The sequence below is a fragment of the Bradyrhizobium sp. 132 genome (genome assembly GCF_023074185.1).
Lineage (GTDB): Bacteria > Pseudomonadota > Alphaproteobacteria > Rhizobiales > Xanthobacteraceae > Bradyrhizobium.
Genome location: NZ_JADPKY010000027.1, coordinates 51,969 through 73,822, shown reverse-complemented (window position 1 = coordinate 73,822; position 21,854 = coordinate 51,969). Strand labels below are relative to the sequence as shown.

The window sequence follows — 21,854 nt, the reverse complement described above, 5'->3', positions numbered from 1 at the left end:
CTCAGTTCGGCATCACATAGGCATAGATCCGGCCGCGCGAGATCGGCGCTTCGCGGACGCGGTTGCCGTTGTTGCCGGAGATCATGATCGGATTTCCCTGCGCATCGACGCCGGTGATGATGCCGACATGGCCGCCGCCGCGACCGCGCGACATGACCGCGATGGCGCCGACCTGCGGGCCCGAGACGCGCGTGCCATAGCGCGCAAACGAACTCGCCATGTCGGAGCCCGTGCCGCGATGGCCAGTATGCTCGAGCACCATGTTCATGAAACGCGCGCACCACAGGCTGCCGCGGCCGGTCGGATTGCCGCCGACATAGCGGCGTGCCTCGGACACGAGGCCCGACCCGCCGCTGAAGCCGCCGCTGCTCATCGCCACGCCTTCGCCGCTCGCGGCCACTCCACCGCTACGGCTCATGGCCATCCGACGGCTAACGCGCGGGGTCGTTCCACCGCCACCGCTCATGGCAATGCCGCCGCTGTTGGCGTTCGGATCATAGCTGGCGAAGGCGTTGCCGAAGCCGCTCGCCTGCAATTGCGCCGCGCCGCGCTCGAAGCGCGAACTGCGTGCATGATGCCGATAATGATGATGTCTGCTGGCGTGATGCGCGTAAGCGTGCCGCTCTGCGCTATGACGATGAGACCGTGCTGACGCCGGAGAGGAGAACGCGGCGACCGCCGCGAAGAAAACAGCCAGCGCGACGACACAACGCGACAGGCGAGACGCAAACAACTCGAACATTCTTCATCCTTTTGACACCCCCACTTCCCAATCGGCCTGTGCGGTGGCCGACATCCGCCGGCTGTATCAGTATCCCGATGTGGCGAGAACAAGACGGGGTCGCGAAGATTTTGGACGATGATTAACGAGTGTTAGGGTGCATGCGCTGACCGCAGAGCGGCATTCCAATGCCGCAGCCACCTCAGGGAGAAACCGGATGCCGTACGCCCTCACGAAGGACAACCACCGTCTCTATTTCGAAGAAGCAGGCGCGGGCACGCCGATTATTTTTCTGCACGAATTCGCGGCCGACTACACCAATTGGGAGCCGCAGATGCGCTACTTCTCGCGCGGCCATCGCTGCATCACCTATTCGGCGCGAGGCTACACGCCATCGGACGTACCTGATGGCGAAGTCTACAGCTACATGCATTTCTACACCGATGCGCTCGCGGTGCTCGATCATCTCAAGATCGAACGCGCGCACCTCGTGGGACTGTCGATGGGCGCCTATTCGTCGCTCCAGATCGGGCTGAACGCACCGCAGCGCGCGCTATCGATGACGCTCGCCGGCGTCGGCTCCGGCTCGGAGGTCGAGAACCTCGACGCCTGGCGCAAGCAGTGCCGCGCCAACGCGGAGCAATTCGAGACGCTCGGCTCCGCGGAAGTCGCAAAAGTCACGCGCGAAGCGCCGAGCCGGATTCCCTTCCTGGTGAAGGACCCGCGCGGCCACGCCGATTTCTACGCCGCACTGGCACGCCACGACGCCAAGGGATCGGCGCGCACGATGCGCGGCTTCCAGGGCGGCCGCCCCTCGATCTTTGCGATGACGGACGCGATCAGAGGCGCCGCGACTCCGGCACTCATCATCTGCGGCGACGAGGACGATCCATGCATCGCGCCGAGCCTGTTCCTGAAGAAGCATCTGCCTGCGGCAGGGCTCGCGATGTTTCCGAAGTCCGGCCACGTGCTCAATCTCGAAGAGCCGGCGCTGTTCAACGAAACGGTGGAACGGTTCCTCACGCTGGTGGAAACCGGAAGATGGCCGGCGCGCGATCCGAGGTCGTTGGCCGCGCATTAGAGCAAGGGCGTCACCACACGCTCCGTCATTGCGAGCGCAGGCGAAGCAATCCAGAATCCCTCCGCGGGAAGACCCTGGATTGCTTCGCTACGCTCGCAATGACGAAAACTACTTCCTGCCGCCCCGCGTCAGCAGAAACACGCCCTGCTCGCCGAACAGATTCCACACCCACCACGGCATCCGCAGCCGCAGTGGGCGGCCGTAGAGGTCGAGCGCCTCGGCACGTTCCATCTTGACGTCGATCGCGTCGCAGAGCTCGACGAAATCCTTGATGGTGCAGAAATGAATGTTGGCGGTGTCATACCAGCTTGCGGGCAGATTTTCCGTGCGCGGCATGTGGCCTCCAATCAGGAGCTGGAGCCGCATCTTCCAGAAGCCGAAATTCGGGAACGACACGATGGCGCGGCGGCCGATGCGCAGGAGGTTCTCCAGCACGACCTTGGGCTGCCGCGTCGCCTGCAGCGTCTGCGACAGGATCACGTAGTCGAAGGCGTCGTCGGGATAATTGATGAGGTCGGTGTCGGCATCGCCCTGCACCACCGCGAGCCCCTTGGCGACGCAGCGGTTGACGCCCTCGCGCGACAGCTCGATGCCGCGGCCGTCGATGCCGCGGGTCTCCAGCAGTTGCAGCAGGTCACCCTCGCCGCAACCGACGTCGAGCACCTTCGAGCCCGGCTTGACCATCTCCGCGACCAGCAGATGGTCGGCGCGAAACTGACCGGATTGCCCGGTGGCAAGGCCCCCCAGCGGCAACGCTTCCTGTACAGACATGGCTATCCGTCCCTGAGGGTGAGTCCGCGGGCCTTGCCTGCCGATTGCAGGAAGGCGCGGGAGATATCAAGGAATTCGGGCACGTCGAGCAAGAAGGCGTCGTGGCCGCGATCGGTCTCGATCTCGGCGAACGACACCCGCGCGCTCGATGCGTTCAGCGCATGTACCAGCGCGCGCGATTCCGAGGTCGGGAACAGCCAGTCGCTGGTGAAGGAGACCACGCAGAAGCGAGTCTGGATTGCCGCGAACGCCTTCGCCAGCACGCCGCCATGGTCGCCGGCGATGTCGAAATAATCCATCGCCCGCGTCAGATAAAGATAGGAATTGGCGTCGAAGCGCTCGACGAAGGACGAGCCCTGGTAACGCAGATAGGACTCGACCTGGAAGTCGGCATCGAACGAGAAGGTCGGCAGTTCGCGGTCCTGCATGCGCCGACCGAATTTGCGATGCAGCGCGGCGTCCGAGAGATAGGTGATGTGCGCCGCCATCCGCGCCACAGCGAGGCCGCGATGCGGATGGAGGCCGTGCTCGGCATAGCCGCCACTGTGCCAATCGGGATCGGCCATCACGGCCTGCCGGCCAAGCTCGTGGAACGCGATGTTCTGCGCCGAGTGCCGCGTCGAGCAGGCAATCGCCAGCGCGGAGAACACGCGGCTCGGATATGCCGCGGTCCATTGCAGCACTTGCATGCCACCCATCGAGCCGCCGACCACCGCGAACAACGTGTCGATGCCGAGCCGGTCAATCAGCATGGCCTGCGCGCGCACCATGTCGGGGATGGTGATGACAGGAAAATCGAGGCCCCAGACCTTGCCGGTCGCGGGATTGATCGAAGCCGGACCGGTCGAGCCCATGCAGCCGCCGATCACGTTGGAGCAGATGATGAAGTAGTGTTGAGGATCGATCGGTCGGCCGGGGCCGACCAAGGTGTCCCACCAGCCGGGTTTGCCGGTGACGGGATGCACGTTGGCAACATGCTGGTCGCCGGTCAGCGCATGGCAGAGCAGAACAGCGTTGGAGCGATCGGCATTGAGCACGCCATAGGTTTGATAGGCGATCTGGAATGGGCTGAGATCGACACCGCAATCGAGCCGCAGCGGCTGCTCCGTGCCGAACTGCGCGACCTGCGAGCTCGGATGATCCACCTCGTGCGACCGCTCGTCGGCAGTGATCGCGGGACTCGGAATTGACTGGACGCCAACCATCTGACCATCGACCTCGTTTGCGATCGTAGTGGTGACCGCATTGACATCAGGCCATAAAAAACCCGGCCTGAACGATAGGTTCGGCCGGGATCGAAAGGGTCCCCGGCCTGTTTAGCGAGTTTTTTAACGTGGCTGCAAGCCGGCCGGCTCAAATGACCACGGAACGCGTAAAAGCTACCGTCTTGGACGGTTTTCGTCAAGTCGCGGCCCGGATCAACCAAATTCGCCTGTCGCGCCATCGGCGGAACGGGTCCCATTTCCCTTTGCATTTCTCTTTGCTTTCGCGGCCCTGACTGCCTAATCAGGACAGATAGCAGCGGTGTCGGCTCGACTGATCCGCATTGGAACGCCCTCAACAACGCCTGTCAGACATGTCCCAACGTCCGCCCGCGCCACCATCTCTCCAGGAATTGCGCAAGGAGATCGACGCGATCGACGAGGGCATGCACCGTCTGTTGATGCAGCGCGGCGACATCATCGATCGCCTGATCCAGGTGAAGCAGACCCAGGAGGTCGGCTCGGCGTTCCGTCCGGCGCGCGAGGCTTCCATGATGCGTGACCTCGTCCAGCGTCATCGCGGCATCCTGCCGCTCGACACGGTCGAGAGCATCTGGCGCGTCATCATCGCGACCTTTACCTATGTCCAGGCGCCGTTCTCGGTGCACGCCGACATCTCGGCAAGCGAGCCGGCCATGCGCGATTCCGCGCGATTCCATTTCGGCTTCACCGTGCCTTACGTCGCGCATTTCAGCGCGCAGGCGGCGGTCGAGGCCGTCGCGAAGTCCAAGGGCGATCTGGGACTGGTCTCGGCGACCTCGAGCCGCACGCCATGGTGGCTGTCGCTGGAAGAAGCCGGTGCGCCAAAGATCATCGCGCGGCTGCCCTTCGTCGAGCGCGCGGACCATCCGGCGGCGTTGCCCGTGTTTGCGGTCTCGCGCGTCGCCGACAGCGCCCTGGTGACGGAGGTCGAGACCTTCAGCGTGCGCGTGTCGGGGTGGAACGCCGAGGTCGCGCGCGCCCTGTCGCCGCTCGCCGAGATCGTGGCCGTGCCCGATACCGCCTTCGACGGCGCCGCGCTGCTGGTCTCGGTCACCGCGACGAGCAGCCTCGACAAAATCAAGACTGCCCTGATCGAGGCGGGGGCCTCGGTGCGCTCCACGGCCCTCGTCGGCAGCCATGCAACGCGCTATACGGTGCCCCCGACCGGGTCGAAATCGTAAGTCGCGAACCGCCTAAGCCACTCCGGAGTTGAAGATGTCCCGCCCCGTGCCGAATCCCGGCATTCTCGATATTGCGCCCTACACGCCCGGCAAGAGCCCGGTGGCAGAGCCGGGCCGCAAGGTCTTCAAGCTCTCGGCCAACGAGACGCCGTTCGGGCCGTCGCCGAAGGCGATCGAGGCGTTCAAGAACGTTGCGGATCATCTGGAAGACTATCCGGAAGGAACCTCGCGCGTGCTGCGCGAAGCGATCGGGCGCACCTTCGGGCTCGATCCCAATCGCATCATCTGCGGCGCCGGCTCGGACGAGATCCTCAATCTGCTCGCCCACACCTATCTCAGCCAAGGCGACGAGGCGATCTCCACCACGCACGGCTTCCTGGTCTACCCGATCGCGACCATGGCGGTCGGCGCCAGGAACGTCGTTGCAGCGGAGAAGAACCTCACCTCCGACGTCGACGCCATTCTCAAGGCCGTGACGCCGCGGACAAAACTGGTCTGGCTCGCCAACCCCAACAACCCGACCGGCACCTATCTCCCGTTCGACGAGGTCAAGCGCCTGCGCGCCGGCCTGCCCTCGCACGTGCTGCTGGTGCTGGACGCAGCCTATTGCGACTACGTCTCGCGCAATGATTACGAGATGGGGATCGAGCTCGTCGCCACCACCGAGAACACGGTCGTGACGCACACCTTCTCCAAGATCCATGGTCTTGCGGCGCTGCGCATCGGCTGGATGTTCGGCCCCGAGCACATCATCGACGCGGTCAACCGCATCCGCGGACCCTTCAACGTGTCGACGCCGGCGATGTACGCTGCCGTTGCCGCGATCGAGGACACCGGCCACCAAGCCATGTCGAAGCAATTCACCGAGACCTGGCGCAACTGGCTAACCGAGGAGATCGGCAAGCTCGGGCTGAAGGTGACGCCGAGCGTCGCCAATTTCGTGCTGATCCACTTCCCGACCGAGGGCAAGACCTCGGACGCGGCCGACGCCTTCCTCACCAAGCGCGGGCTGGTGCTGCGCGGGTTAAAGAACTACGGCCTGCCGTATTCGCTGCGCATGACCATCGGCACCGAGGAGGCCAATCGTCTCGTCGTCGAGGGCCTGCGCGACTTCATGGCCGGCAGATGAGCGCGACCCCGCACTTCCAGCGCGTCGCGCTGATCGGCTTCGGCCTGATCGGCGGCTCGATCGCCCGTGCTGCGAAGCTCCAGGGCCTGGCCGGCGAAATCGTCACCACCGCGCGCTCGGAGAAGACGCGCGCACGCGTGATGGAGCTCGGCATCGTCGACCAGGTCGTCGCGACCAATGCAGAGGCGGTGAAGGACGCCGATCTGGTCATCCTTTGCATTCCCGTCGGCGCCTGCGGGCCGGTGGCGCAGGAGATCGCCGCGCATCTCAAGCCCGGCGCGATCATCTCCGACGTCGGCTCGGTCAAGGGCGCTATTGTCAGGGACATGGCGCCGCATTTGCCGAAAGGCATCCATTTCGTGCCGGCGCATCCCGTCGCAGGCACCGAGCATTCGGGCCCCGATTCAGGCTTCGCCGAGCTCTTCATCAACCGCTGGTGCATCCTGACGCCGCCGGAAGGCGTTGATGCGGCTGCCACCGATCGTCTGCGCGGGTTCTGGGCGGCGATGGGCGCCAAGGTCGAGGTCATGACGCCGGATCATCATGATCTGGTGCTCGCGATCACCAGCCATTTGCCGCATCTGATCGCCTACACCATCGTCGGCACCGCCGACGAGCTCCAGCAGGTGACGGAGTCCGAGGTCATCAAGTTCTCCGCCGGCGGCTTTCGCGATTTCACCCGCATCGCCGCGTCCGATCCGACGATGTGGCGCGACGTGTTCCTCGCCAACAAGGAAGCCGTGCTGGAGATGCTCGGCACCTTCACCGAGGACCTCGCCAAGCTGACGCGTGCAATCCGCCGCGGCGACGGCGAGGCGCTGTTCGACCATTTCACCCGCACCCGCGCCATCCGCCGCGGCATCGTCGAAATCGGCCAGGATTCGGCCGCGCCCGACTTCGGCCGGCCGCATGCGGCGCTGAAAAAGCCGTAGCCACCCTCTCACCTCCTTATTGCGAGGAGCGCAGCGACGAAGCAATCCAGACTGTTTCCGAGGAGAAAGTCTGGATTGCTTCGCTTCGCTCGCAATGACGGAGGAATCAATACAGCGGCGGGATCTGGCCGACCTTGATCGGGCCGAGCAGCACAGCGCCGTCGACGAATTTCAGCGGGAAGCTGCGGGCCTTCTTGCCTTCCAGCGTGCTCTCGGTGCCGATCGAATTGATGCCGGCGGCAACGCCGGCATTGGCATTCTGCTTGATGACCTTGCCGAGCCCGGGAACGGCACGGTCGAGTGCACCGAACAGATTGTTGAGGTCCTGCGACTTCACGCCGGGGGCGACGCGATCGAGAGTGGCCTGCGGCACACCCTCCTCCAGCATCTTCTCGATGCCGAGCGCGGGGATCACGCGCTCGAGGCCCGTCACCGTCATCTGCAATTCACCGTCGAGTCGGCCATTGGCCGAGAGCCCAAGCGTGCCGGCCGCGACCGCGATCATCTCGCCCTGCTGGATCCGCGACTGCACGATCTCGATATGGCCGCCGGCGGCCTGGATCTCGCGGAAGCGCTGCGGCCACGGCTTTGGCGTGAGGTCGGACAGACCGGTGATCTTCGCCCGCGTGTCGGCCTCGAACGGCTCGGCGAGCAGCGGATGAACGCCCTGGATGCTGCCCTGCGCGATCTGAACCACGGTCTCGATCACGGGATGATCGGACGGCGATCCGTCCGCGAGGCGTCCATGCAGCTCGACCTGTTTTGCGCGCGCGAGCGGCACCTGCACCGTGCCGTCGAGCCGGTTGACGGTGGGATCGTCGAATACGACGGAGGCGCGCTCGGGCACGGCGGGCAGGCCGACCACGCTGCTGCGACCCTTGCTCCAGTTCACCACGAAAGTGCTTTGCGTGACGCCGTCGGTGAGCGTTGCCGGCGCAGAGAACTCGGCGATGATGCGCTTGGGATCGTAGACCTGGGCGACGACCAGGATGTTGTCGAGCTTCGCCGTGAACGGCGTCTTGCTGGCGTTCTGCGATACCAGAGCGACGCTGGCGCCGGAACATTGGACCTCGAAGCGGAACGGGAAGCCTGCGATCGAGCGCTTCGCGCAATCATAGATGCGGCCGGATTTGGCCTCCTGCGCGCGCCAGGCGTCGGCGGCGATTTCGGCCTGCGACGCGGCATAGAACCAGAAGCCGCTCCACGCGACGGCGAGGATCAGGAGGATAATGGGGGCAATGAAAAGGCCCCAACGGGAGCGCCGGCCTGCGGCAACGGTCATATCGGACATGCGGCGATCCCTTTGACCCCTGATTTTGTCAAATGTAAGCGAGGTACAGCCACGACGAAAGACGGAGAATTCGCTTCGCTTGCGAGCGCGGTTCTGGTAGCCGTGCCCGAAATGTCGGAAACCACCCTTCCCTCCGTCACCGCAGCCAAAGGCGACCTCTGGGTGTTCGGCTACGGCTCGCTAATATGGCGGCCGGGCTTCGAATTCGAGGAACGCGTCCCGGCGCGGCTGGTCGGCGAGCATCGCGCGCTCTGCGTCTATTCCTTCGTGCACCGTGGTACGCCCGAAAAGCCGGGTCTGGTGCTTGGGCTCGACCGCGGCGGCGCCTGCCGCGGCATCGCCTTCCGTGTTGCCGAGAAGAGCCGCGTCGATGTGGTCGCCTATTTGCGCGCGCGCGAGCAGGTCACGTCGGTCTATCGCGAAGTCATGCGCTCGGTGTGGCTGGAGAACGACGCGCGGCAGCGCGTCTCCGCGCTCGCCTATGTCGTCGACCGCGGCCACGTGCAATATGCCGGTCGGCTGTCGCTCACCGACCAGCATCGCCACGTGCTCCAGGGCCACGGCCAGTCCGGCGCCAACCGCGACTACGTGACCGCGACGGTGAAAGCAATTGAGGCCGAAGGCTTTCGCGACACGCAGCTGCATCAGCTCGCGACCATGCTGCATGGTGATGCGCATTCCCCGCACGCGCCGGCTCCCACAGAAGATCGAGAGAGCCGCTAATTCTCCGACGGCGCGTAGCTCGGCGAATTGCCCATCAACTGCTCCTGCTCCTTGCGGCCCGCTTCGACGAGGCGGCCGGTCGCGTCTTCGATCGCCGTTTGCACGCGGGAGAGAAACTCGTCCTTCCGCAGGCCCGGCGGCAGCGGATCGAGGAACTCCACCACCAGCGTGCCGGGATAGCGCATGAAGGTGCGGCGCGGCCAGAACAGGCCTGAATTGAGCGCGATCGGCAGGCACTGCGCGCCGCAGGACGAATAGATCTGCGCAAAGCCGGTCTTGTAGTCCGGTGGCGCGCCCGGTGCGCGGCGCGTGCCTTCGGGAAAGATCACGAGCTGCGCGCCGCTGCGCACCGCCTCACGCGCCCGCCGCGTCATGTCCAGCAGCGCCTTGACGCCGGCGTTGCGGTCGATCGCGATCATCCCGGTCTTGACCAGGAACTGGCCGAACACCGGGATCTGCATGAGCTGACGCTTGAGGATGAAGATCGGGCGATCGAAGAAGCCGGGCAAGACGAACGTCTCCCAGAACGACTGGTGCTTCGCGACGATCACCAATGGCCCCGTCGGGATCTTCTCGACGCCGCGGAATTCCACCTTGATGTTGCAGACCGCCCGCATCAGGAACAGCGTCGCCTTCGCCCACCATTGCGCGACCGTGAGCATGGCGCGCGGCGGCAATGCGAAGGTCGGCAGCGCAACGATCGCGAGGCACACCAGCACGGTGTAGAACAGCACGTTGAACACGAGCGATCGCAGGAAAATCAAGAACATCGAGGATCCAATCAATTGCCGATCAATTGGCCTGTGCGGTGGCGGGACGCTTCGGCTGCAGCCCGGGAGGCTGCTCCGACATCTCGGGCGAAAGGTCAATCCCGAAATCCTCCAATCGCACCCTGAGCTCGGCCGCGATGTACTTGACATATTCGGACAGCAGCAGCCGCAAGGTGGACGCCGAGGTCCACCACGGCTCCTCGCGCCATTTTTCGCCGACCACCACGAACGGGATCAATGTAGTCTCCGGCATCGCATGCGAGAATTCCACCAGCGCGCGGGGCATGTGATAGTTCGAGGTGACCACGATCAGCGATTTGAAGCCGCGCCCCTCGGCCCAGCGCCGCGCTTCCGCGGCATTGCCGCGGGTCGAGACCGCGCTGCGGTCGAGATCGACGCAGCAACGCATGAAGGACTGGCTCTCCGGCAACGTCCGGGAGATGTCGCTCGCCGTCGAGGTCGGGTGCACGCCGGAGATCAGGAGCCTCCTGCCGTAGCCGGCAGCGAGCAGCTCCATCGCATCGGAGACCCGCGAGGAGCCGCCGGTCAGCACCACGATGCCGTCCGCCTTGCGGTCCGGCGCGATCTCGGCGCCGCGCAATTGCGACAGGAACGCGATGAAGCCCGCCGCCGCACCGACGAAGGCGAGCGCAATCGTCGACATCACGGCCGCGCGCAGCCAACCGCGCGGCAGTTTCGGCGATCGATCGTCGGTCGGCGCGGTCATGCGATGTCGGTGGTCCCTTCCCCGGATGATTTTAGGACGTTTTGAGGCGAAGTGGAGTCCGGTTTATCGGCCTCAATCGACATCGTTCAGTGTCGCGAACAGTGTCTGGCGCGAGGCGACTGCGGTGATGGCGCCGATCAGCACGGCCTGCACCGCGAGCACGATGTAGCCCGACGGTCGTAGCGAGAAGGTGCCGAGCAGCGCGGCGAACTGGTCGCCGACGGGGGTGCCGGAAAACCAGCCTGCAATCGACTCGGAGAAGCCGAACACCAGCATGGCGGCGCCGCCGCCGATGACGCCGCCCTCAAGCCCCAGCCTGAGGAAATGGCGCAGGAAGCGGTTGGCGATATAACGGTCGCCGGCACCGACGAAGTGCAGCACCTCGACGATCGGACGGTTCGCCGCCATGGCGCCGCGGGTCGCGAACGACACCGAGATGATGGTGGCGATAATGACGAGCGCGAGGATTCCGAGGCCGGCGAGCACGGTGGCGTTGGTCATCGAGCGCATGCGCTCGATCCAGGCGCGGTGATCGTCGACGCTGGCGCTTGGCGCCACCTGGGTCACGCGGGCGCGCAAGGCGCCGAGATCGAGCGGCGCGCCGGGTTGCACGCGCGCGATGATCATGCGCGGCACCGGCAGATCGTCCAGCGACAGGCCGGTGCCGAGCCAGGGCTCGAGCAGCTTGCCGCTCTCGTCCTTGGTGAACGGCTTGACCTCGACGATGCCGGCTTGCGCGCGCATGGCCTCGGTCACCGCCGCGGTGTCGCGTTCGAGATCGCGTCCCGTCTGCGGCCGGACCTGGATGGTGATTTCGCTCGCAACGTCCGACTGCCATTCGGCGGCGGAGGCGCTCACCAGCAGCACCGTGCCGGTCGTCATCGACGCCAGGAAGGTCATGATGGCGACGACGGCGACCAGCGCGCGGCCATGGATCGAGGCGCGCGGCACGATCGGCGACATGTTGCGCGCCTTGGCCGGCAGCTGCGGACGCTCCTGTCCGAGGTCGACCAGCACGCCACGCTCGTCGGGCCTACTCATAGACGTGCAGCCGTCCCTGGTGCAGCACGAAGCGGCGCGCCTCGTACTGGTCCATCAGGGCGATATCGTGGGTGGCGATGATGACGGCGGTGCCCGATTTGTTGAGCTCGATGAACAGCCGCAGCAGGCGACGGCCGAGCGTCGGATCGACGCTGCCGGTCGGCTCGTCTGCCAGCAGCAGCTGCGGCCGCGAGATCACGGCGCGCGCGATCGCCGCGCGCTGCTTCTCGCCGCCGGACAGGATCGGCGGCAGCGCGTCCATGCGCTCGCCAAGCCCGACCCATTTCAGGAGGTCGATGACCTCCTTGCGGTAGCTCGATTCGCTGCGGCCCATGACGCGGAACGGCAGCGCGACGTTCTCATATGTCGTCATGTGGTCGAGCAAGCGGAAATCCTGGAGCACGATGCCGATGCGCTTGCGCAGATCCGCGACCTCGTCCTTGCCGAGCTGCGAGATGTCGTGGCCGAACAGATTGACGAGGCCGCGCGTCGGTCGATGCGAGAGGAACAACAGGCGCAGCAGCGAGGTTTTGCCGGCGCCGGACGGGCCGGTGAGAAATTGAAAGGAATGCGCCGGGATATGGAAGCTGAGGTCGCGCAGGACCTCGGGCCCCAGGCCGTAACGCAGTCCGACATTTTCGAACCGAACCAAGTTCAGCTCCGTTCGAGAGAGGGCGCGGGCGACGCGGCTGTGCTCCGCCACACGCGATCAACGGGTTTTGCGACCGTTATGGTTTCCGGTTCGTTAACGGTCGCCCTGTAGCATAATTGGCAGCATTCCTGCCCCTCGGTTCTGCGCGACCGTGTCATCGTCAAGTCCCGTCCATGCATCAAGGCTCGTCCATGCATATCGTCTGCCCTCATTGTACGACATCCTACGCCATCAAGCTTGCGAGCCTCGGGGTGAACGGACGGACGGTCCGCTGCTCCCGTTGCAAGGAGACCTGGGTTGCCCATGCCGAGAATGCCATCGAGGAGGCGTCCATCCCGGCAATGGCCGCGGCCAGCCAGGCCGACGACCAGGCCGATCTCGCCGAGCAGTGGAACTCCTATGCCCGGGACGACGGCGCCGCCGATGCGCCCGTTGTCGACAGCCCCTCGATCGCCAGTGACTGGCCGGACGAGGAGGCGAGGGACACCGAGGACGAATGGTCGGCGGCGGCCCGGTCCGCCGAGGAGGAAGTCGTCGGCGAACAGCACCAATCCTGGTTCCGCGGCCTGTTCGGCCGCCGGCGCGGCGCGCGGGTGAGCCGTCCGGTCGCCGTCACGGCGCCGCGAAAATCCCATTTCGGCCTGCCGACAGCCTGCGCCGCCATGGGCGCGCTGGTGCTGGCGCTGATGATCTGGCGCGGCGACATGGTGCGGCTGCTGCCGCAGACGGCCGCATTCTACAAGATGGTCGGCCTCGAAGTTAATCTGCGCGCGCTGGCCTTCAAGGACGTCAAGCTTTCCAGCGAGACCGTGGACGGTAAGCAAGTGCTGGTGATCGAGGGCGTGATCGTGGGCCAGGGCAAGAAGCCGCTCGACATTCCCCGGCTGCGCTTCGCGGTGCGCGACGCGCAAGGCGCTGAGATCTACGCCTGGAACACGGTTCTGGAGCAGACCGTGCTACAGCCCGGCGAGCGCGCCTTCTTCCGCTCGCGCCTGGCCTCGCCGCCGCCGGAGGGCCGCAATATCGACGTTCGCTTCTTCAACCGGCGCGACATCACCGGCGGCAGCGTATAATCGATTTTGCAGCTCTCGCAGGAAAAGCTGGTCGCGAGGTTGGTCTCAAGGTTGGTCTCATGCCCAAAATCCTGATCGCCGACGACGAGGATTCGATGCGCCAGCTGGTGGCGCGCGCCATCGCCATGGACGGCCATGAGATCGTCACCGCGCAGGACGGCGCCGAGGCGCTTGAAATCCTGACCCGCGCGGACGGCGCATTCGACCTGCTGCTCACCGACATCCAGATGCCGGTGATGGACGGCATCGCGTTGGCGCTTTCCGTCGCACGCGATTTCCCCGATCTGACCATTCTGCTGATGACCGGCTTTGCCGACCAGCGCGAGCGCGCCTCGAATCTCAACGCGCTGGTGCATGACGTCGTGACCAAGCCGTTCTCGGTCGCCGACATCCGCACGGCGGTGGCAGATGCGCTGGCGGCGAAGAAAGCATAGCGGCGGGCAGGATTGTAGCCCACATGAGCGCGGCGACATGCGGGACCGGCGGCCCCGGATATCGCTGCGCGCATCCGGGCGACGAAAGCTGCGGCAGCCTCTAAAAATCCTTCAGCAGCCGCTCGATATAGTCGAGCTCGATCTGCGGGCGCGAGCTATCCCCTAAGCGGCGGCGGAGCTCTTCGAGGATGCGGCGGACGCGCTGGGCGTCGATCTCGCCGGGGATCTTGACCGTGTAGTCGTCGCTTAGATCGCGGCCGTGAAGGGGGCGGCCGAGCGGATCGGTCTGATTGCCGCCGCTCTGCTGACGGCCGGCACGATTGCCGGGACCATCGCCCTGCCCGTCGCCATCGCCCTGCTGCATCGCCTCGGCCATCTTCTGCGCGCCCTTGCGCAAGGCGTCGAGAGCTTTCCCTTGCGCGTCCACGGCGCCGTCGGAATTGCCCTCGCCAAGCTGCGAGCCGGCATCGCCCATGGCCCCGTCGGCAGCGTCCAGACTGCCGTCGTCATCACCCTGGTCGCCGTCCTGATCGCCATCCTGGCCCGGCTGTCCCTGCTCACCTTGCTGACCCTTCTGGCCTTTCTGATTCTGACCCTTCTGCCCCTTCTGCGTGAGGCCGCGCTTGGCGAGCTCGTCCTGCAGCTTCTTCAGGCGGTCGCGCAGCGACTGCTGATCCTGCTGGAGGTCCGACATCGACTGGTCGCCCTGCTGCTTGCCGCGCGAGCGCTCACGCCGGGAGTCCTGGCCCTGCTTGAAAGTCTTGTCGCGCAATTGCTGCTGCTTGCGGATCATGTCGCTAAGCTCGTTGAGCGCCTGCTCCATGTCGCTGTCGCCGGATTGCCCGGGCTGCGCCATCTGGAGATTTTCCATGATCTGCGCGAGCTGCTCGAGCATGCGCTGGGCCGCCTCGCGATTGCCTTCGCGCGCCGCCTTCTCGATCTGTTTCAAGAGCTCGTCCAGGTCGCGTTGCGTGATGACGGAACGATCGCGATTGGAGGATTGGCTTTTTTCCGTCGCGCGCTTGTAGTCCTCGAGCTTCTGAATCGCATCGGATTGGTTGTTCAGGCTGCGTCCGGACTCCTTTTGCCTGAGACTGTCGCCGGACTCCTGCATCGCCTTTTCCGCGCTGTCGAGCAGCGCGTCGGGATCCTGATCCTGCTGGGCCGAGACCGCAGCGGGAAAGCCTCCCAGGAGGAGGGCGAGACAGGCGATCGACATCGCCTTCAAGGCTGGCACGCGCGCTAGCTTCCGCATTTCCGGTCCCGCGTAAACTGATTGGCCCCGTCCTCGCCCCCCTTCGCCCGGCTGCCCGCCGACTTCCGATAGGCCTGCAGCTGCTGGCGCAAGACGTCCTGCTGCTGCGCCAGCTCTTCGAGCTGCTCGGGCGTGGCATGCTGGGTCTTTTGTCGCAGCTCGACCGACTTGTCGAGAATGAGCTGAACCTCTGCGGGGAACGGCTGCCGGGGTCCAAGCGGATTCTGCTCGGCGCGCCGCGCGAGATCGCGCACCTTGCCGGCCATCGCCTCGCGCAGCTTTTGCGTCAGCGCCTTGATCTCCTCCTCGCTGGCGCCGCGTTCCAGCGCCCGCTTGAGCGCATCCTGCGCGGAGCGCAGCGCGGCGTTGACGCTGCCGGCGACACCGTCGTCCTCGATGGTGACCGCAAACGCCCACATGCTTCCCACCACCTCGCGCAGCGCGTCGTCGGTGCGGGCGGCTTCCACCTGGAGCGCCAGGCTGCGCAGGCCGAGATAGCAGCCTGCATCCGGCGTGAACAATTCGGGCGCGATCATCAGCGCGTCGAGCGCGGCATAGACATCCGAGTTCTTGTTGGCGTCGAGCGCGAGGATGCGGCGCTGCTCGATCAGCGCGCGCGCGAGCGAGTTGGTGAACAACCGCTCGGGCAGGCGCATGTTGAAGGGTTCGCTTTTGGCCTCGTTGCCGGCCTCGTCCTTGGCGGTGAGGGTCAGCGTGACGTCGGCGCCGGCATAGGGGTCCTCGCTGAGGTCCTTCACCGTCTGGCCGACGCCGTTGCGGGTACGCGCATTCGGCAGTACGAGCGGGAATTGCGGCGGCTGGAACAGCGGCCGCGCGGCGACCTTGGTGTCGGCATCCTTGGTGTCGGCATCCTTGCTGCCGTCTTTGGCTTCGGCGGGGCGCAGGCCGATTTGCGCGGCGGCGCCGGTGACGCCGTAATCGTCCTCGATCTTGTAGGAGAGCTGGAGCCCACCGCGGGCCTGACGCTCGGGATCCTTCACAAGGGCGATCGTCGGCGCGCGGTCCGGCGTTGCCGCAAACGCCCATTGCGGCTGGCCGGAGGGCGCGCGGACATGCGCGGTGCCGTCACCGGTGATGGCAAAATGCTTCTCGTTGGTGCCCTTGGGCGTGGCTTCAGCGGGGGCGACCTCCTTGAGGCCGCCGGAGATCACGACATCGAGGCTGCCGCCGGAGGAGCGCACGATCAGGGTCGAGCCGGCGGGAACGGCAAGCGGGCCGCTGGCGGGCAGCGCCGCGGCCTCCTTGTTGGCGGCCGACAGGATGACCGGCGGCTTGCCGGTGTAGAGCGGCGGCGTGACCCAGGCGTCAACGCGAACGTTGGTCGGCGCCAGCACGCCGTTCCAGTCGAAGGCTGCGCCCAGCCGCATCGCACGCTCGTCGCCGGCGGCGAAGAAGGTCGCTACCAGCATCACCATGACCAGCGCGCGGAGCGCCCAGGGATCATGCAGAGCGAGCCGCGGGTTCGGCAGACCGGCGCGGATGCGCCTGATCGAAGCCAGCGTGCGCTCGCGCTGTGCCTGCCACAACGCCTGCGCAACCGGATCCCGCGAGCTCAACGTGTCCGTGAGGGTGGTGGCCGGCCGATGACGGATGCCGGAGCCGCGGTCGAGCCGGGCAAGCGCCTCCTCGCGGCTCGGCCAGCGGAAGCGACGCACCGGGAACAGGACGGCAATCGCCATTCCGGCGAAAACGACGAGACCGATAGCGCGGGCAACGAACGGCAGCACCAGCCAGAGGCCGGCCCAGGACACCACCAGGAACAGGCCGACGACGGTGAGAAGCCGTGCCAGATTCGGCCAGCCACGCTCCCACGCGATGGCATAAGTGGCCCGCTTCAGGGCCTGCGCCAGCTTCAGCCGCGACAGAGCGTCGCCATCGCGGATCGGGTCTGACGGCTCGGGGATGACGCCGTTCAATCAACTCTCCAGGTTGCCCGGTAGAGAAGCTACCACAACGGCAGCACTGAGGCATCCGTTCCTGTGCGGGAGACACCCCTTTTCCCGCATAACACGAGGACGTGACTGCCCCGCCGCAACCCCCTAATTTCCGCGCCGCCATCCAAGGAAACCGAAGGAAACGCCATGGACAAGAAGATGCACGACAAGGGCCTGGAAGTCCGCAAAGCGGTCCTGGGCGAGGCCTATGTCAACAACGCCCTGAAGAGCGTCGATGATTTCAACCGTCCGTTCCAGGAGATGCTCAACGAATATTGCTGGGGCACGGTGTGGGGCCGCGAGGAGTTGCCGCGCAAGACCCGCAGCATGCTCAACATCGCGATGATCGCGATCCTCAACCGCCAGCACGAATTCCGCGCGCATCTGAAGGGCGCACTGACCAACGGCGTCAGCCGGGACGAGATCCGCGAGATTCTGATGCAGGTCGCAATCTATGGCGGCATGCCGGCGGCGGTCGACAGTTTTCGCATCGCGCGCGAGGTGTTCGCGGAGATCGACGGGAAGGCGTGAGCTAGACTAAACCGCTCTTAACTCTATTGCTCCGTCGTTGCGAGCGAAGCAAAGCTTCGTCGCTTCGCTCCTCGCAATGACGACGGGAAGGAAAACACCATGGACATCGGATTCATCGGCCTCGGAAACATGGGTTTCCCGATGGCGCGGCGGCTGATCGAGGCGGGACACAAGCTGATCGTGTTCGACACGCGCCAAGAGGTCCTCGACAAGCTGGTGGCGCGCGGCGCCAGCGCTGCGACATCACCGAAAGACGTGGCCGACCAGGTCGAGACAGTCATGGCAAGCCTGCCCTCGCTGCAGGCTTCGCTCGCGGTTGCGACGGGGCCGAACGGCGTGATCGAGGGAAGCCGCGCAAAACGCTTCATCGATCTCTCCACCGTCGGCTCGCAGATGGCGGCGAAGATTCACGGCCTGCTCGCCAAGCATGGCATCGTGCAGATCGACTGCCCTGTCTCCGGCGGCGTCGGTGGTGCCGAGAAGGGCACGCTGGCGGTGATGGTCTCGGGGCCGAAAGCAGACTTCGAACTGCTCAAGCCCGCGCTCGACGTCATCGGGAAGGTGTTCTTCATCGGCGAGAAGCCAGGCGCGGCGCAGACCATGAAGCTCGCCAACAACTTCCTATCGGCAACCGCGATGGTGGCGACGTCGGAAGCCGTCGTGATGGGCGTGAAAGCCGGGCTCGATCCCGCCGTGATGATCGACGTCATCAATGCCGGGTCCGGCATGAACACCGCGAGCCGCGACAAATTTCCGCGCGTGGTGCTGCCGCGAACGTTCGACTTCGGTTTCGCCACCGGACTGATGGTGAAGGACGTGCGGCTGGCGCTGGAGGAGATGAAGCAGCTCGGCCTGTCGATGGAGGTCGCGGATGCGGTCGGCCGGTTGTGGGAGACCGTGATCAGCGCCGAAGGCGCCGAGTCCGATTTCACCGCGGCGATCAAGCCGATCGAGAAGAAGGCGGGTGTTGTGGTTGGCGAGACAACCGCCCGCAGCTAGCGCCGGCGCAAGCGCAGCGCTGGTGACTGGCACTGCGCTGCGCTGCTTGGCTCGGTCGATCGAGCGTGGAAGGAAGCCTATGTGTGGGCCGGGCACGGTGTGCGCCTGCGGCCGGGTCCGATATCTTACGAAGATGCGGCTCAAGCCTTGGCGAGGTAGGGAATCGTGCCGGCCAGATCGGTGTCGTCGATCAGCTGGAAGCGGCTCTCGCTGCCGCCCCGTCGCGCCGCGGCGAAGCGGCCATAGGCCGGATCGGTCACGAAGGATTCCGCTGCCTTCGCCGTGGGAAACGACATGATGGCAATCAGGGAGGTATCGAGGGGAGCACCTTCGAGGGTTTTCACGTTGCCGCTGCGGGAAAGATATTTGCCGCCGTGCTTGTGCACCAGTTCGTGGACGGACGCCGCGTAATCCGGCACCCACTTTCCGTCAGTCACTTTAATGTCCGCGATCAGATACGCTGTCATGTCGTGTCTCCTGGCTCGAGTTCAGCTCCGCCTTGATAGGGGCGGGCATGACTTGGGTGCCAGAACACGGCGGCGGCTCGCCAGTACGGGAACTGTAGCGGGGCGATATAAATACTGAATCGAGCCGCCCTGCATCAGCTCGCCAGCTTGCGTTCCTTGGCGAACGGGCTGAGGCCCAGCCAGCTTTGCATGGCTGCGGCAAGCTGCCGTTCGCCGGTAAGCAGCATCCGCCGGCTGGCGATGGCCGCGCGCACGGTATCGAGCCCCATCCAGATCGCCGTCATGGTGCGCAGATCAACCGACACGTAAAGATCGACGTCGAAACCGGGATCAATCGAGCAGAGGTCGACGCTGTCGTCGGGATCGACAATCAGCCACCACAATCGCTGCGTTGAGGGCAATTCCGGATAGGCGAACTGCAGCACGCTGCGGCGGCTCGGCATCGGAGTCGTGTTCAGATTCCGCCGCATGTCCCACATCAGCAGCTGGACATCGAGATGCTGAAGCGACAGATCCGATTCGATGCGGCGCTGCCCCCAGATGCCGAACGCCTCGACGATGGGACCGAGTTCGCGTCCGGCGGCGGTCAGCTGATACTCGATCACGCCGCGCTCGGAAGCCGACGGCTGGCGGATGACGATGCCTGCGGCTTCGAGCTCCTTCAGGCGCTGCGAAAGCAGCGCAGGCGACATGCGCGGAACGCCGCGGCGCAACTCGTTGAACCGGGTCGAGCCGGCGACGAGTTCACGTAGCAGCACGACGGTCCAGCGCGTGCATAATATCTCGGCCGCCATCGCGACCGGACAGAACTGCCTGTAGCTGCCGATGGTCATGCGGGCCTCCATGACAAGCGAGAGCGGAACCTTAGTGCCGATGCGCGCGGCTTCCTAGTTCAGATTCTGTATTGCGCTCGGTTCATTTGCTGAACTGGCCGCGGACGGCGGGCATCGTCTATCCGACCGGCATTGCAATCCAGACCGGCCGCCGTCGCGGTCCATCAGACAACGGAGATTGATATGAAGAAGCACGTTTCAGCGGCGTTCAGACCCCTTGCCTCGCTAAGCAAGGCGGCGATTTGCGTGATCGGCCTTAGCGCCGCCGTGATGCCGGCTTCCGCAGCCAACCTGACGCGCAGCATTGAGGTCAGCGGCGCAGCGGCCGAGGTGTGGTCTGTCATCGGTCCATTCTGCGCGATCAAGGACTGGCTGCCGCCGGTCGGCATGTGCATCGAGGACGGCAAATCGCCGCCGACCCGAACGCTCGTGACCAAGGACGGAAAGGCCGCGTTCGTCGAGGCGCAGACCGGGCGCGACGACAGAAGCTACAGCTATTCCTACGCATTCCTGACCAGCCCGTTGCCGGTGAGCCAGTACAAGTCGACCATCAAAGTCACCGCGAGGGGCGAGGCGGTATCGGTGGTGACCTGGACCGGAATCTATACGCCCGTTCCCGGCAAGGAGAAGGACGCGATCGACGCCCTGAGCGGGGTCTACGATTCCGGCCTCGCCTCGATCAGGGACAAGTTCAAGAAGTAGGCCGGACGCCCAGCCGGCTGGATGAGCGCGGACGGTGTCCGCGTTCATCGGGCGCAAGGCGCCGACGTGATGCTCACAGCCACGGCGCCGGCGTATCCATCGCGATCAGCTGCTCGACCTCGATGCGCGGACGCACGACGGCGAATTGATCGCCCTTCACCAGCACCTCGGGCACCAGCGGCCGCGTGTTGTAGGTGCCGGCCTGCACCGCGCCGTAGGCGCCTGCGGTCATGATGGCGAGGAGATCGCCAGGCTTCGGCGTCGGCAAAGTGCGATCGAGGGCGATGTAGTCGCCGGTCTCACAGACCGGGCCGACGACGTCAGCCGCGATCGTGGCCGCGCCCTTCGCCGGCTGTGTCACCGGCAAAATGTCGTGATGGGCTTCATACAGTGTCGGACGGATCAAATCGTTCATGGCGGCGTCGATGATGACGAAGTTCTTGCCGTCACCGTGCTTCACATAGATGACCTTGGCGACGAGGATGCCGGCATTGCCGACGATCATCCGGCCCGGCTCGAACATCAGCGTGCAGCCGAGATTGTGGCTGACGCGCTTGACCATGGCGGCATAGACGTCCGGCGCCGGCGGCGCCTCGCGATCCATGTAATAGGGAATGCCGAGACCGCCGCCGAAATCGACATGCGAGATGTTGTGGCCGTCGGCGCGCAGCGTCTGCACGAATTCGGAGAGGATGCGGAACGCGATCTCCATCTTGGAGAGGTCGGTGATCTGGCTGCCGATATGCACGTCGGTACCTGTGACCTCGATGCCCGGCAGCTTCGCGGCGCGCGCATAGACCTCGCGGGCATAGGCGATAGGGATGCCGAACTTGTTCTCGGACTTGCCGGTCGAAATCTTTGCGTGCGTGCCGGCATCGACATCAGGATTGACGCGGATCGAGATGCGCGCGGTCTTGCCCGCCTCGGTCGCGAGCCGCGACAGCAGCTCGAGCTCGGGCTCGGATTCGACGTTGAGGCAGAGGATGTCGGCGGCCAGCGCCGCTCGTAGCTCGTCTTCCGTCTTGCCGACGCCGGAGAACAGGATCTTGCTTGCCGGGATGCCGGCGGCCAGCGCGCGCTTCAATTCGCCGCCGGAGACCACGTCCGCGCCGGCCCCCAGCTTGGCCAGCGTGCGCAGCACCGACTGGTTGGAGTTCGCCTTCATGGCGTAGCAGACCAGCACCTTCTCGCCGGCGAAGGCGTCGGTGAAAACGCGATAGTGCCGCTCAAGCGTTGCGGTCGAATAGCAATAGAACGGCGTGCCGACGGTTGCAGCCAGCTCGGACAGGTTCACCGCCTCGGCGTGCAGCACGCCGTTGCGATAGTCGAAATGGTTCATGGC

The 21,854-nt window shown here is 65.3% G+C and carries 23 protein-coding genes and 1 riboswitch; of the genes, 10 read left to right on the top strand and 13 right to left on the bottom strand.

The window, feature by feature from the left end; all coding sequences use genetic code 11:
• Position 1: 1 nt before the first annotated feature.
• Complete coding sequence (locus tag IVA74_RS03660; protein WP_247339966.1) at positions 2–742, bottom strand: TIGR02594 family protein; 741 nt, start codon at positions 740–742, stop codon at positions 2–4.
• A 196-nt stretch (positions 743–938) separates the two neighbouring features.
• Here IVA74_RS03660 and IVA74_RS03655 point away from each other — a divergent pair, with 196 nt between their 5' ends.
• Positions 939–1,802 carry an alpha/beta hydrolase gene (locus IVA74_RS03655; RefSeq protein ID WP_247339964.1) on the top strand — a complete coding sequence of 288 codons (864 nt, stop codon included), beginning with the start codon at positions 939–941 and terminating at the stop codon, positions 1,800–1,802.
• A 108-nt stretch (positions 1,803–1,910) separates the two neighbouring features.
• Here IVA74_RS03655 and metW read toward each other — a convergent pair whose 3' ends face one another.
• Complete coding sequence (gene metW / locus IVA74_RS03650; RefSeq protein WP_247339962.1) at positions 1,911–2,573, bottom strand: methionine biosynthesis protein MetW; 663 nt, start codon at positions 2,571–2,573, stop codon at positions 1,911–1,913.
• 2 nt (positions 2,574–2,575) lie between these two features.
• Positions 2,576–3,778: a homoserine O-acetyltransferase gene (locus IVA74_RS03645; protein WP_247339960.1), complete on the bottom strand. Its 1,203-nt coding sequence runs from the start codon at positions 3,776–3,778 to the stop codon at positions 2,576–2,578.
• 90 nt (positions 3,779–3,868) lie between these two features.
• Positions 3,869–3,948, bottom strand: a riboswitch (SAM riboswitch).
• A 201-nt stretch (positions 3,949–4,149) separates the two neighbouring features.
• Between IVA74_RS03645 and IVA74_RS03640 the strand changes: the two genes are divergently transcribed.
• The 3 genes from IVA74_RS03640 to IVA74_RS03630 are packed head-to-tail and all read left to right on the top strand — an operon-like array spanning position 4,150 to position 7,059.
• Positions 4,150–4,998 (top strand): chorismate mutase, encoded by an 849-nt coding sequence (locus tag IVA74_RS03640; protein WP_247339951.1) that lies wholly within the window; start codon positions 4,150–4,152, stop codon positions 4,996–4,998.
• 34 nt (positions 4,999–5,032) lie between these two features.
• Positions 5,033–6,127, top strand: coding sequence for a histidinol-phosphate transaminase (hisC, locus tag IVA74_RS03635; RefSeq protein ID WP_247339941.1), 1,095 nt, complete (start codon positions 5,033–5,035; stop codon positions 6,125–6,127).
• A complete protein-coding gene (locus tag IVA74_RS03630) occupies positions 6,124–7,059 on the top strand; it encodes a prephenate/arogenate dehydrogenase family protein (protein WP_247339938.1) in 936 nt (311 codons plus the stop codon). Before hisC ends, IVA74_RS03630 begins: the two co-directional genes overlap by 4 nt.
• 106 nt (positions 7,060–7,165) lie before the next feature.
• Here the strand turns inward: IVA74_RS03630 and IVA74_RS03625 are convergent, their stop codons facing one another.
• Positions 7,166–8,350 (bottom strand): DUF2125 domain-containing protein, encoded by a 1,185-nt coding sequence (locus IVA74_RS03625; protein ID WP_247339936.1) that lies wholly within the window; start codon positions 8,348–8,350, stop codon positions 7,166–7,168.
• Between the two features lie 111 nt (positions 8,351–8,461).
• Here IVA74_RS03625 and IVA74_RS03620 point away from each other — a divergent pair, with 111 nt between their 5' ends.
• On the top strand, positions 8,462–9,073 hold the full coding sequence (locus tag IVA74_RS03620; RefSeq protein ID WP_247339932.1) for a gamma-glutamylcyclotransferase: 612 nt from the start codon (positions 8,462–8,464) through the stop codon (positions 9,071–9,073).
• On the opposite strand, the gene IVA74_RS03615 is transcribed toward IVA74_RS03620, so the two are convergent.
• From IVA74_RS03615 to ftsE, 4 genes are all read right to left on the bottom strand, one after another.
• Positions 9,070–9,843, bottom strand: a complete 774-nt coding sequence (locus tag IVA74_RS03615) for a lysophospholipid acyltransferase family protein (protein ID WP_247339929.1) — start codon at positions 9,841–9,843, stop codon at positions 9,070–9,072. The genes IVA74_RS03620 and IVA74_RS03615 overlap by 4 nt on opposite strands.
• Positions 9,844–9,865: 22 nt before the next feature.
• Positions 9,866–10,570, bottom strand: a complete 705-nt coding sequence (locus IVA74_RS03610; RefSeq protein WP_247339927.1) for a YdcF family protein — start codon at positions 10,568–10,570, stop codon at positions 9,866–9,868.
• Positions 10,571–10,642: 72 nt separating this feature from the next.
• Complete coding sequence (locus IVA74_RS03605) at positions 10,643–11,611, bottom strand: ABC transporter permease (protein ID WP_247339926.1); 969 nt, start codon at positions 11,609–11,611, stop codon at positions 10,643–10,645.
• Positions 11,604–12,263, bottom strand: a complete 660-nt coding sequence (ftsE, locus tag IVA74_RS03600; protein WP_247339925.1) for a cell division ATP-binding protein FtsE — start codon at positions 12,261–12,263, stop codon at positions 11,604–11,606. The genes IVA74_RS03605 and ftsE overlap by 8 nt, the downstream gene beginning before the upstream one ends.
• A gap of 191 nt (positions 12,264–12,454) precedes the next feature.
• Here ftsE and IVA74_RS03595 point away from each other — a divergent pair, with 191 nt between their 5' ends.
• A complete protein-coding gene (locus IVA74_RS03595) occupies positions 12,455–13,336 on the top strand; it encodes an MJ0042-type zinc finger domain-containing protein (protein WP_247339922.1) in 882 nt (293 codons plus the stop codon).
• A gap of 59 nt (positions 13,337–13,395) precedes the next feature.
• Positions 13,396–13,770, top strand: a complete 375-nt coding sequence (locus IVA74_RS03590) for a response regulator (RefSeq protein ID WP_211381237.1) — start codon at positions 13,396–13,398, stop codon at positions 13,768–13,770.
• Between the two features lie 100 nt (positions 13,771–13,870).
• On the opposite strand, the gene IVA74_RS03585 is transcribed toward IVA74_RS03590, so the two are convergent.
• Together IVA74_RS03585 and IVA74_RS03580 are read right to left on the bottom strand one after the other, a co-directional pair.
• Positions 13,871–15,025, bottom strand: a complete 1,155-nt coding sequence (locus tag IVA74_RS03585; protein ID WP_247339921.1) for a DUF4175 family protein — start codon at positions 15,023–15,025, stop codon at positions 13,871–13,873.
• Entirely contained in the window at positions 15,013–16,962 is a 1,950-nt protein-coding gene (locus IVA74_RS03580) for a TIGR02302 family protein (protein ID WP_247339919.1), read from the bottom strand. The genes IVA74_RS03585 and IVA74_RS03580 overlap by 13 nt, the downstream gene beginning before the upstream one ends.
• A gap of 165 nt (positions 16,963–17,127) precedes the next feature.
• On the opposite strand from IVA74_RS03580, the gene IVA74_RS03575 reads away from it, so the two are divergent.
• Together IVA74_RS03575 and IVA74_RS03570 are read left to right on the top strand one after the other, a co-directional pair.
• The gene (locus tag IVA74_RS03575; RefSeq protein WP_027514149.1) at positions 17,128–17,511 is read left to right on the top strand and encodes a carboxymuconolactone decarboxylase family protein; all 384 of its coding nucleotides are present in this window, start codon (positions 17,128–17,130) and stop codon (positions 17,509–17,511) included.
• A 99-nt stretch (positions 17,512–17,610) separates the two neighbouring features.
• Positions 17,611–18,510, top strand: a complete 900-nt coding sequence (locus tag IVA74_RS03570; protein ID WP_247339917.1) for an NAD(P)-dependent oxidoreductase — start codon at positions 17,611–17,613, stop codon at positions 18,508–18,510.
• Between the two features lie 140 nt (positions 18,511–18,650).
• Here IVA74_RS03570 and IVA74_RS03565 read toward each other — a convergent pair whose 3' ends face one another.
• Entirely contained in the window at positions 18,651–18,977 is a 327-nt protein-coding gene (locus tag IVA74_RS03565; protein WP_018453248.1) for a DUF1330 domain-containing protein, read from the bottom strand.
• A 134-nt stretch (positions 18,978–19,111) separates the two neighbouring features.
• On the bottom strand, positions 19,112–19,810 hold the full coding sequence (locus tag IVA74_RS03560; protein WP_247339915.1) for a helix-turn-helix domain-containing protein: 699 nt from the start codon (positions 19,808–19,810) through the stop codon (positions 19,112–19,114).
• A gap of 183 nt (positions 19,811–19,993) precedes the next feature.
• Between IVA74_RS03560 and IVA74_RS03555 the strand changes: the two genes are divergently transcribed.
• Complete coding sequence (locus IVA74_RS03555) at positions 19,994–20,512, top strand: SRPBCC family protein (protein ID WP_247339913.1); 519 nt, start codon at positions 19,994–19,996, stop codon at positions 20,510–20,512.
• A 73-nt stretch (positions 20,513–20,585) separates the two neighbouring features.
• Here IVA74_RS03555 and lysA read toward each other — a convergent pair whose 3' ends face one another.
• Positions 20,586–21,851 carry a diaminopimelate decarboxylase gene (gene lysA, locus IVA74_RS03550; RefSeq protein WP_247339911.1) on the bottom strand — a complete coding sequence of 422 codons (1,266 nt, stop codon included), beginning with the start codon at positions 21,849–21,851 and terminating at the stop codon, positions 20,586–20,588.
• Positions 21,852–21,854 lie beyond the last annotated feature (3 nt).

What these genes read in the sequence shown, in the direction of transcription:
- IVA74_RS03660 (WP_247339966.1), bottom strand. Translation starts at nt 742, where the DNA reads ATGTTCGAGTTGTTTGCGTCTCGCCTGTCGCGTTGTGTCGTCGCGCTG.
- IVA74_RS03655 (WP_247339964.1), top strand. Translation starts at nt 939, where the DNA reads ATGCCGTACGCCCTCACGAAGGACAACCACCGTCTCTATTTCGAAGAA.
- metW (WP_247339962.1), bottom strand. Translation starts at nt 2,573, where the DNA reads ATGTCTGTACAGGAAGCGTTGCCGCTGGGGGGCCTTGCCACCGGGCAA.
- IVA74_RS03645 (WP_247339960.1), bottom strand. Translation starts at nt 3,778, where the DNA reads ATGGTTGGCGTCCAGTCAATTCCGAGTCCCGCGATCACTGCCGACGAG.
- IVA74_RS03640 (WP_247339951.1), top strand. Translation starts at nt 4,150, where the DNA reads ATGTCCCAACGTCCGCCCGCGCCACCATCTCTCCAGGAATTGCGCAAG.
- hisC (WP_247339941.1), top strand. Translation starts at nt 5,033, where the DNA reads ATGTCCCGCCCCGTGCCGAATCCCGGCATTCTCGATATTGCGCCCTAC.
- IVA74_RS03630 (WP_247339938.1), top strand. Translation starts at nt 6,124, where the DNA reads ATGAGCGCGACCCCGCACTTCCAGCGCGTCGCGCTGATCGGCTTCGGC.
- IVA74_RS03625 (WP_247339936.1), bottom strand. Translation starts at nt 8,350, where the DNA reads ATGTCCGATATGACCGTTGCCGCAGGCCGGCGCTCCCGTTGGGGCCTT.
- IVA74_RS03620 (WP_247339932.1), top strand. Translation starts at nt 8,462, where the DNA reads ATGTCGGAAACCACCCTTCCCTCCGTCACCGCAGCCAAAGGCGACCTC.
- IVA74_RS03615 (WP_247339929.1), bottom strand. Translation starts at nt 9,843, where the DNA reads ATGTTCTTGATTTTCCTGCGATCGCTCGTGTTCAACGTGCTGTTCTAC.
- IVA74_RS03610 (WP_247339927.1), bottom strand. Translation starts at nt 10,570, where the DNA reads ATGACCGCGCCGACCGACGATCGATCGCCGAAACTGCCGCGCGGTTGG.
- IVA74_RS03605 (WP_247339926.1), bottom strand. Translation starts at nt 11,611, where the DNA reads ATGAGTAGGCCCGACGAGCGTGGCGTGCTGGTCGACCTCGGACAGGAG.
- IVA74_RS03595 (WP_247339922.1), top strand. Translation starts at nt 12,455, where the DNA reads ATGCATATCGTCTGCCCTCATTGTACGACATCCTACGCCATCAAGCTT.
- IVA74_RS03590 (WP_211381237.1), top strand. Translation starts at nt 13,396, where the DNA reads ATGCCCAAAATCCTGATCGCCGACGACGAGGATTCGATGCGCCAGCTG.
- IVA74_RS03585 (WP_247339921.1), bottom strand. Translation starts at nt 15,025, where the DNA reads ATGCGGAAGCTAGCGCGCGTGCCAGCCTTGAAGGCGATGTCGATCGCC.
- IVA74_RS03575 (WP_027514149.1), top strand. Translation starts at nt 17,128, where the DNA reads ATGGACAAGAAGATGCACGACAAGGGCCTGGAAGTCCGCAAAGCGGTC.
- IVA74_RS03570 (WP_247339917.1), top strand. Translation starts at nt 17,611, where the DNA reads ATGGACATCGGATTCATCGGCCTCGGAAACATGGGTTTCCCGATGGCG.
- IVA74_RS03565 (WP_018453248.1), bottom strand. Translation starts at nt 18,977, where the DNA reads ATGACAGCGTATCTGATCGCGGACATTAAAGTGACTGACGGAAAGTGG.
- IVA74_RS03560 (WP_247339915.1), bottom strand. Translation starts at nt 19,810, where the DNA reads ATGACCATCGGCAGCTACAGGCAGTTCTGTCCGGTCGCGATGGCGGCC.
- IVA74_RS03555 (WP_247339913.1), top strand. Translation starts at nt 19,994, where the DNA reads ATGAAGAAGCACGTTTCAGCGGCGTTCAGACCCCTTGCCTCGCTAAGC.
- lysA (WP_247339911.1), bottom strand. Translation starts at nt 21,851, where the DNA reads ATGAACCATTTCGACTATCGCAACGGCGTGCTGCACGCCGAGGCGGTG.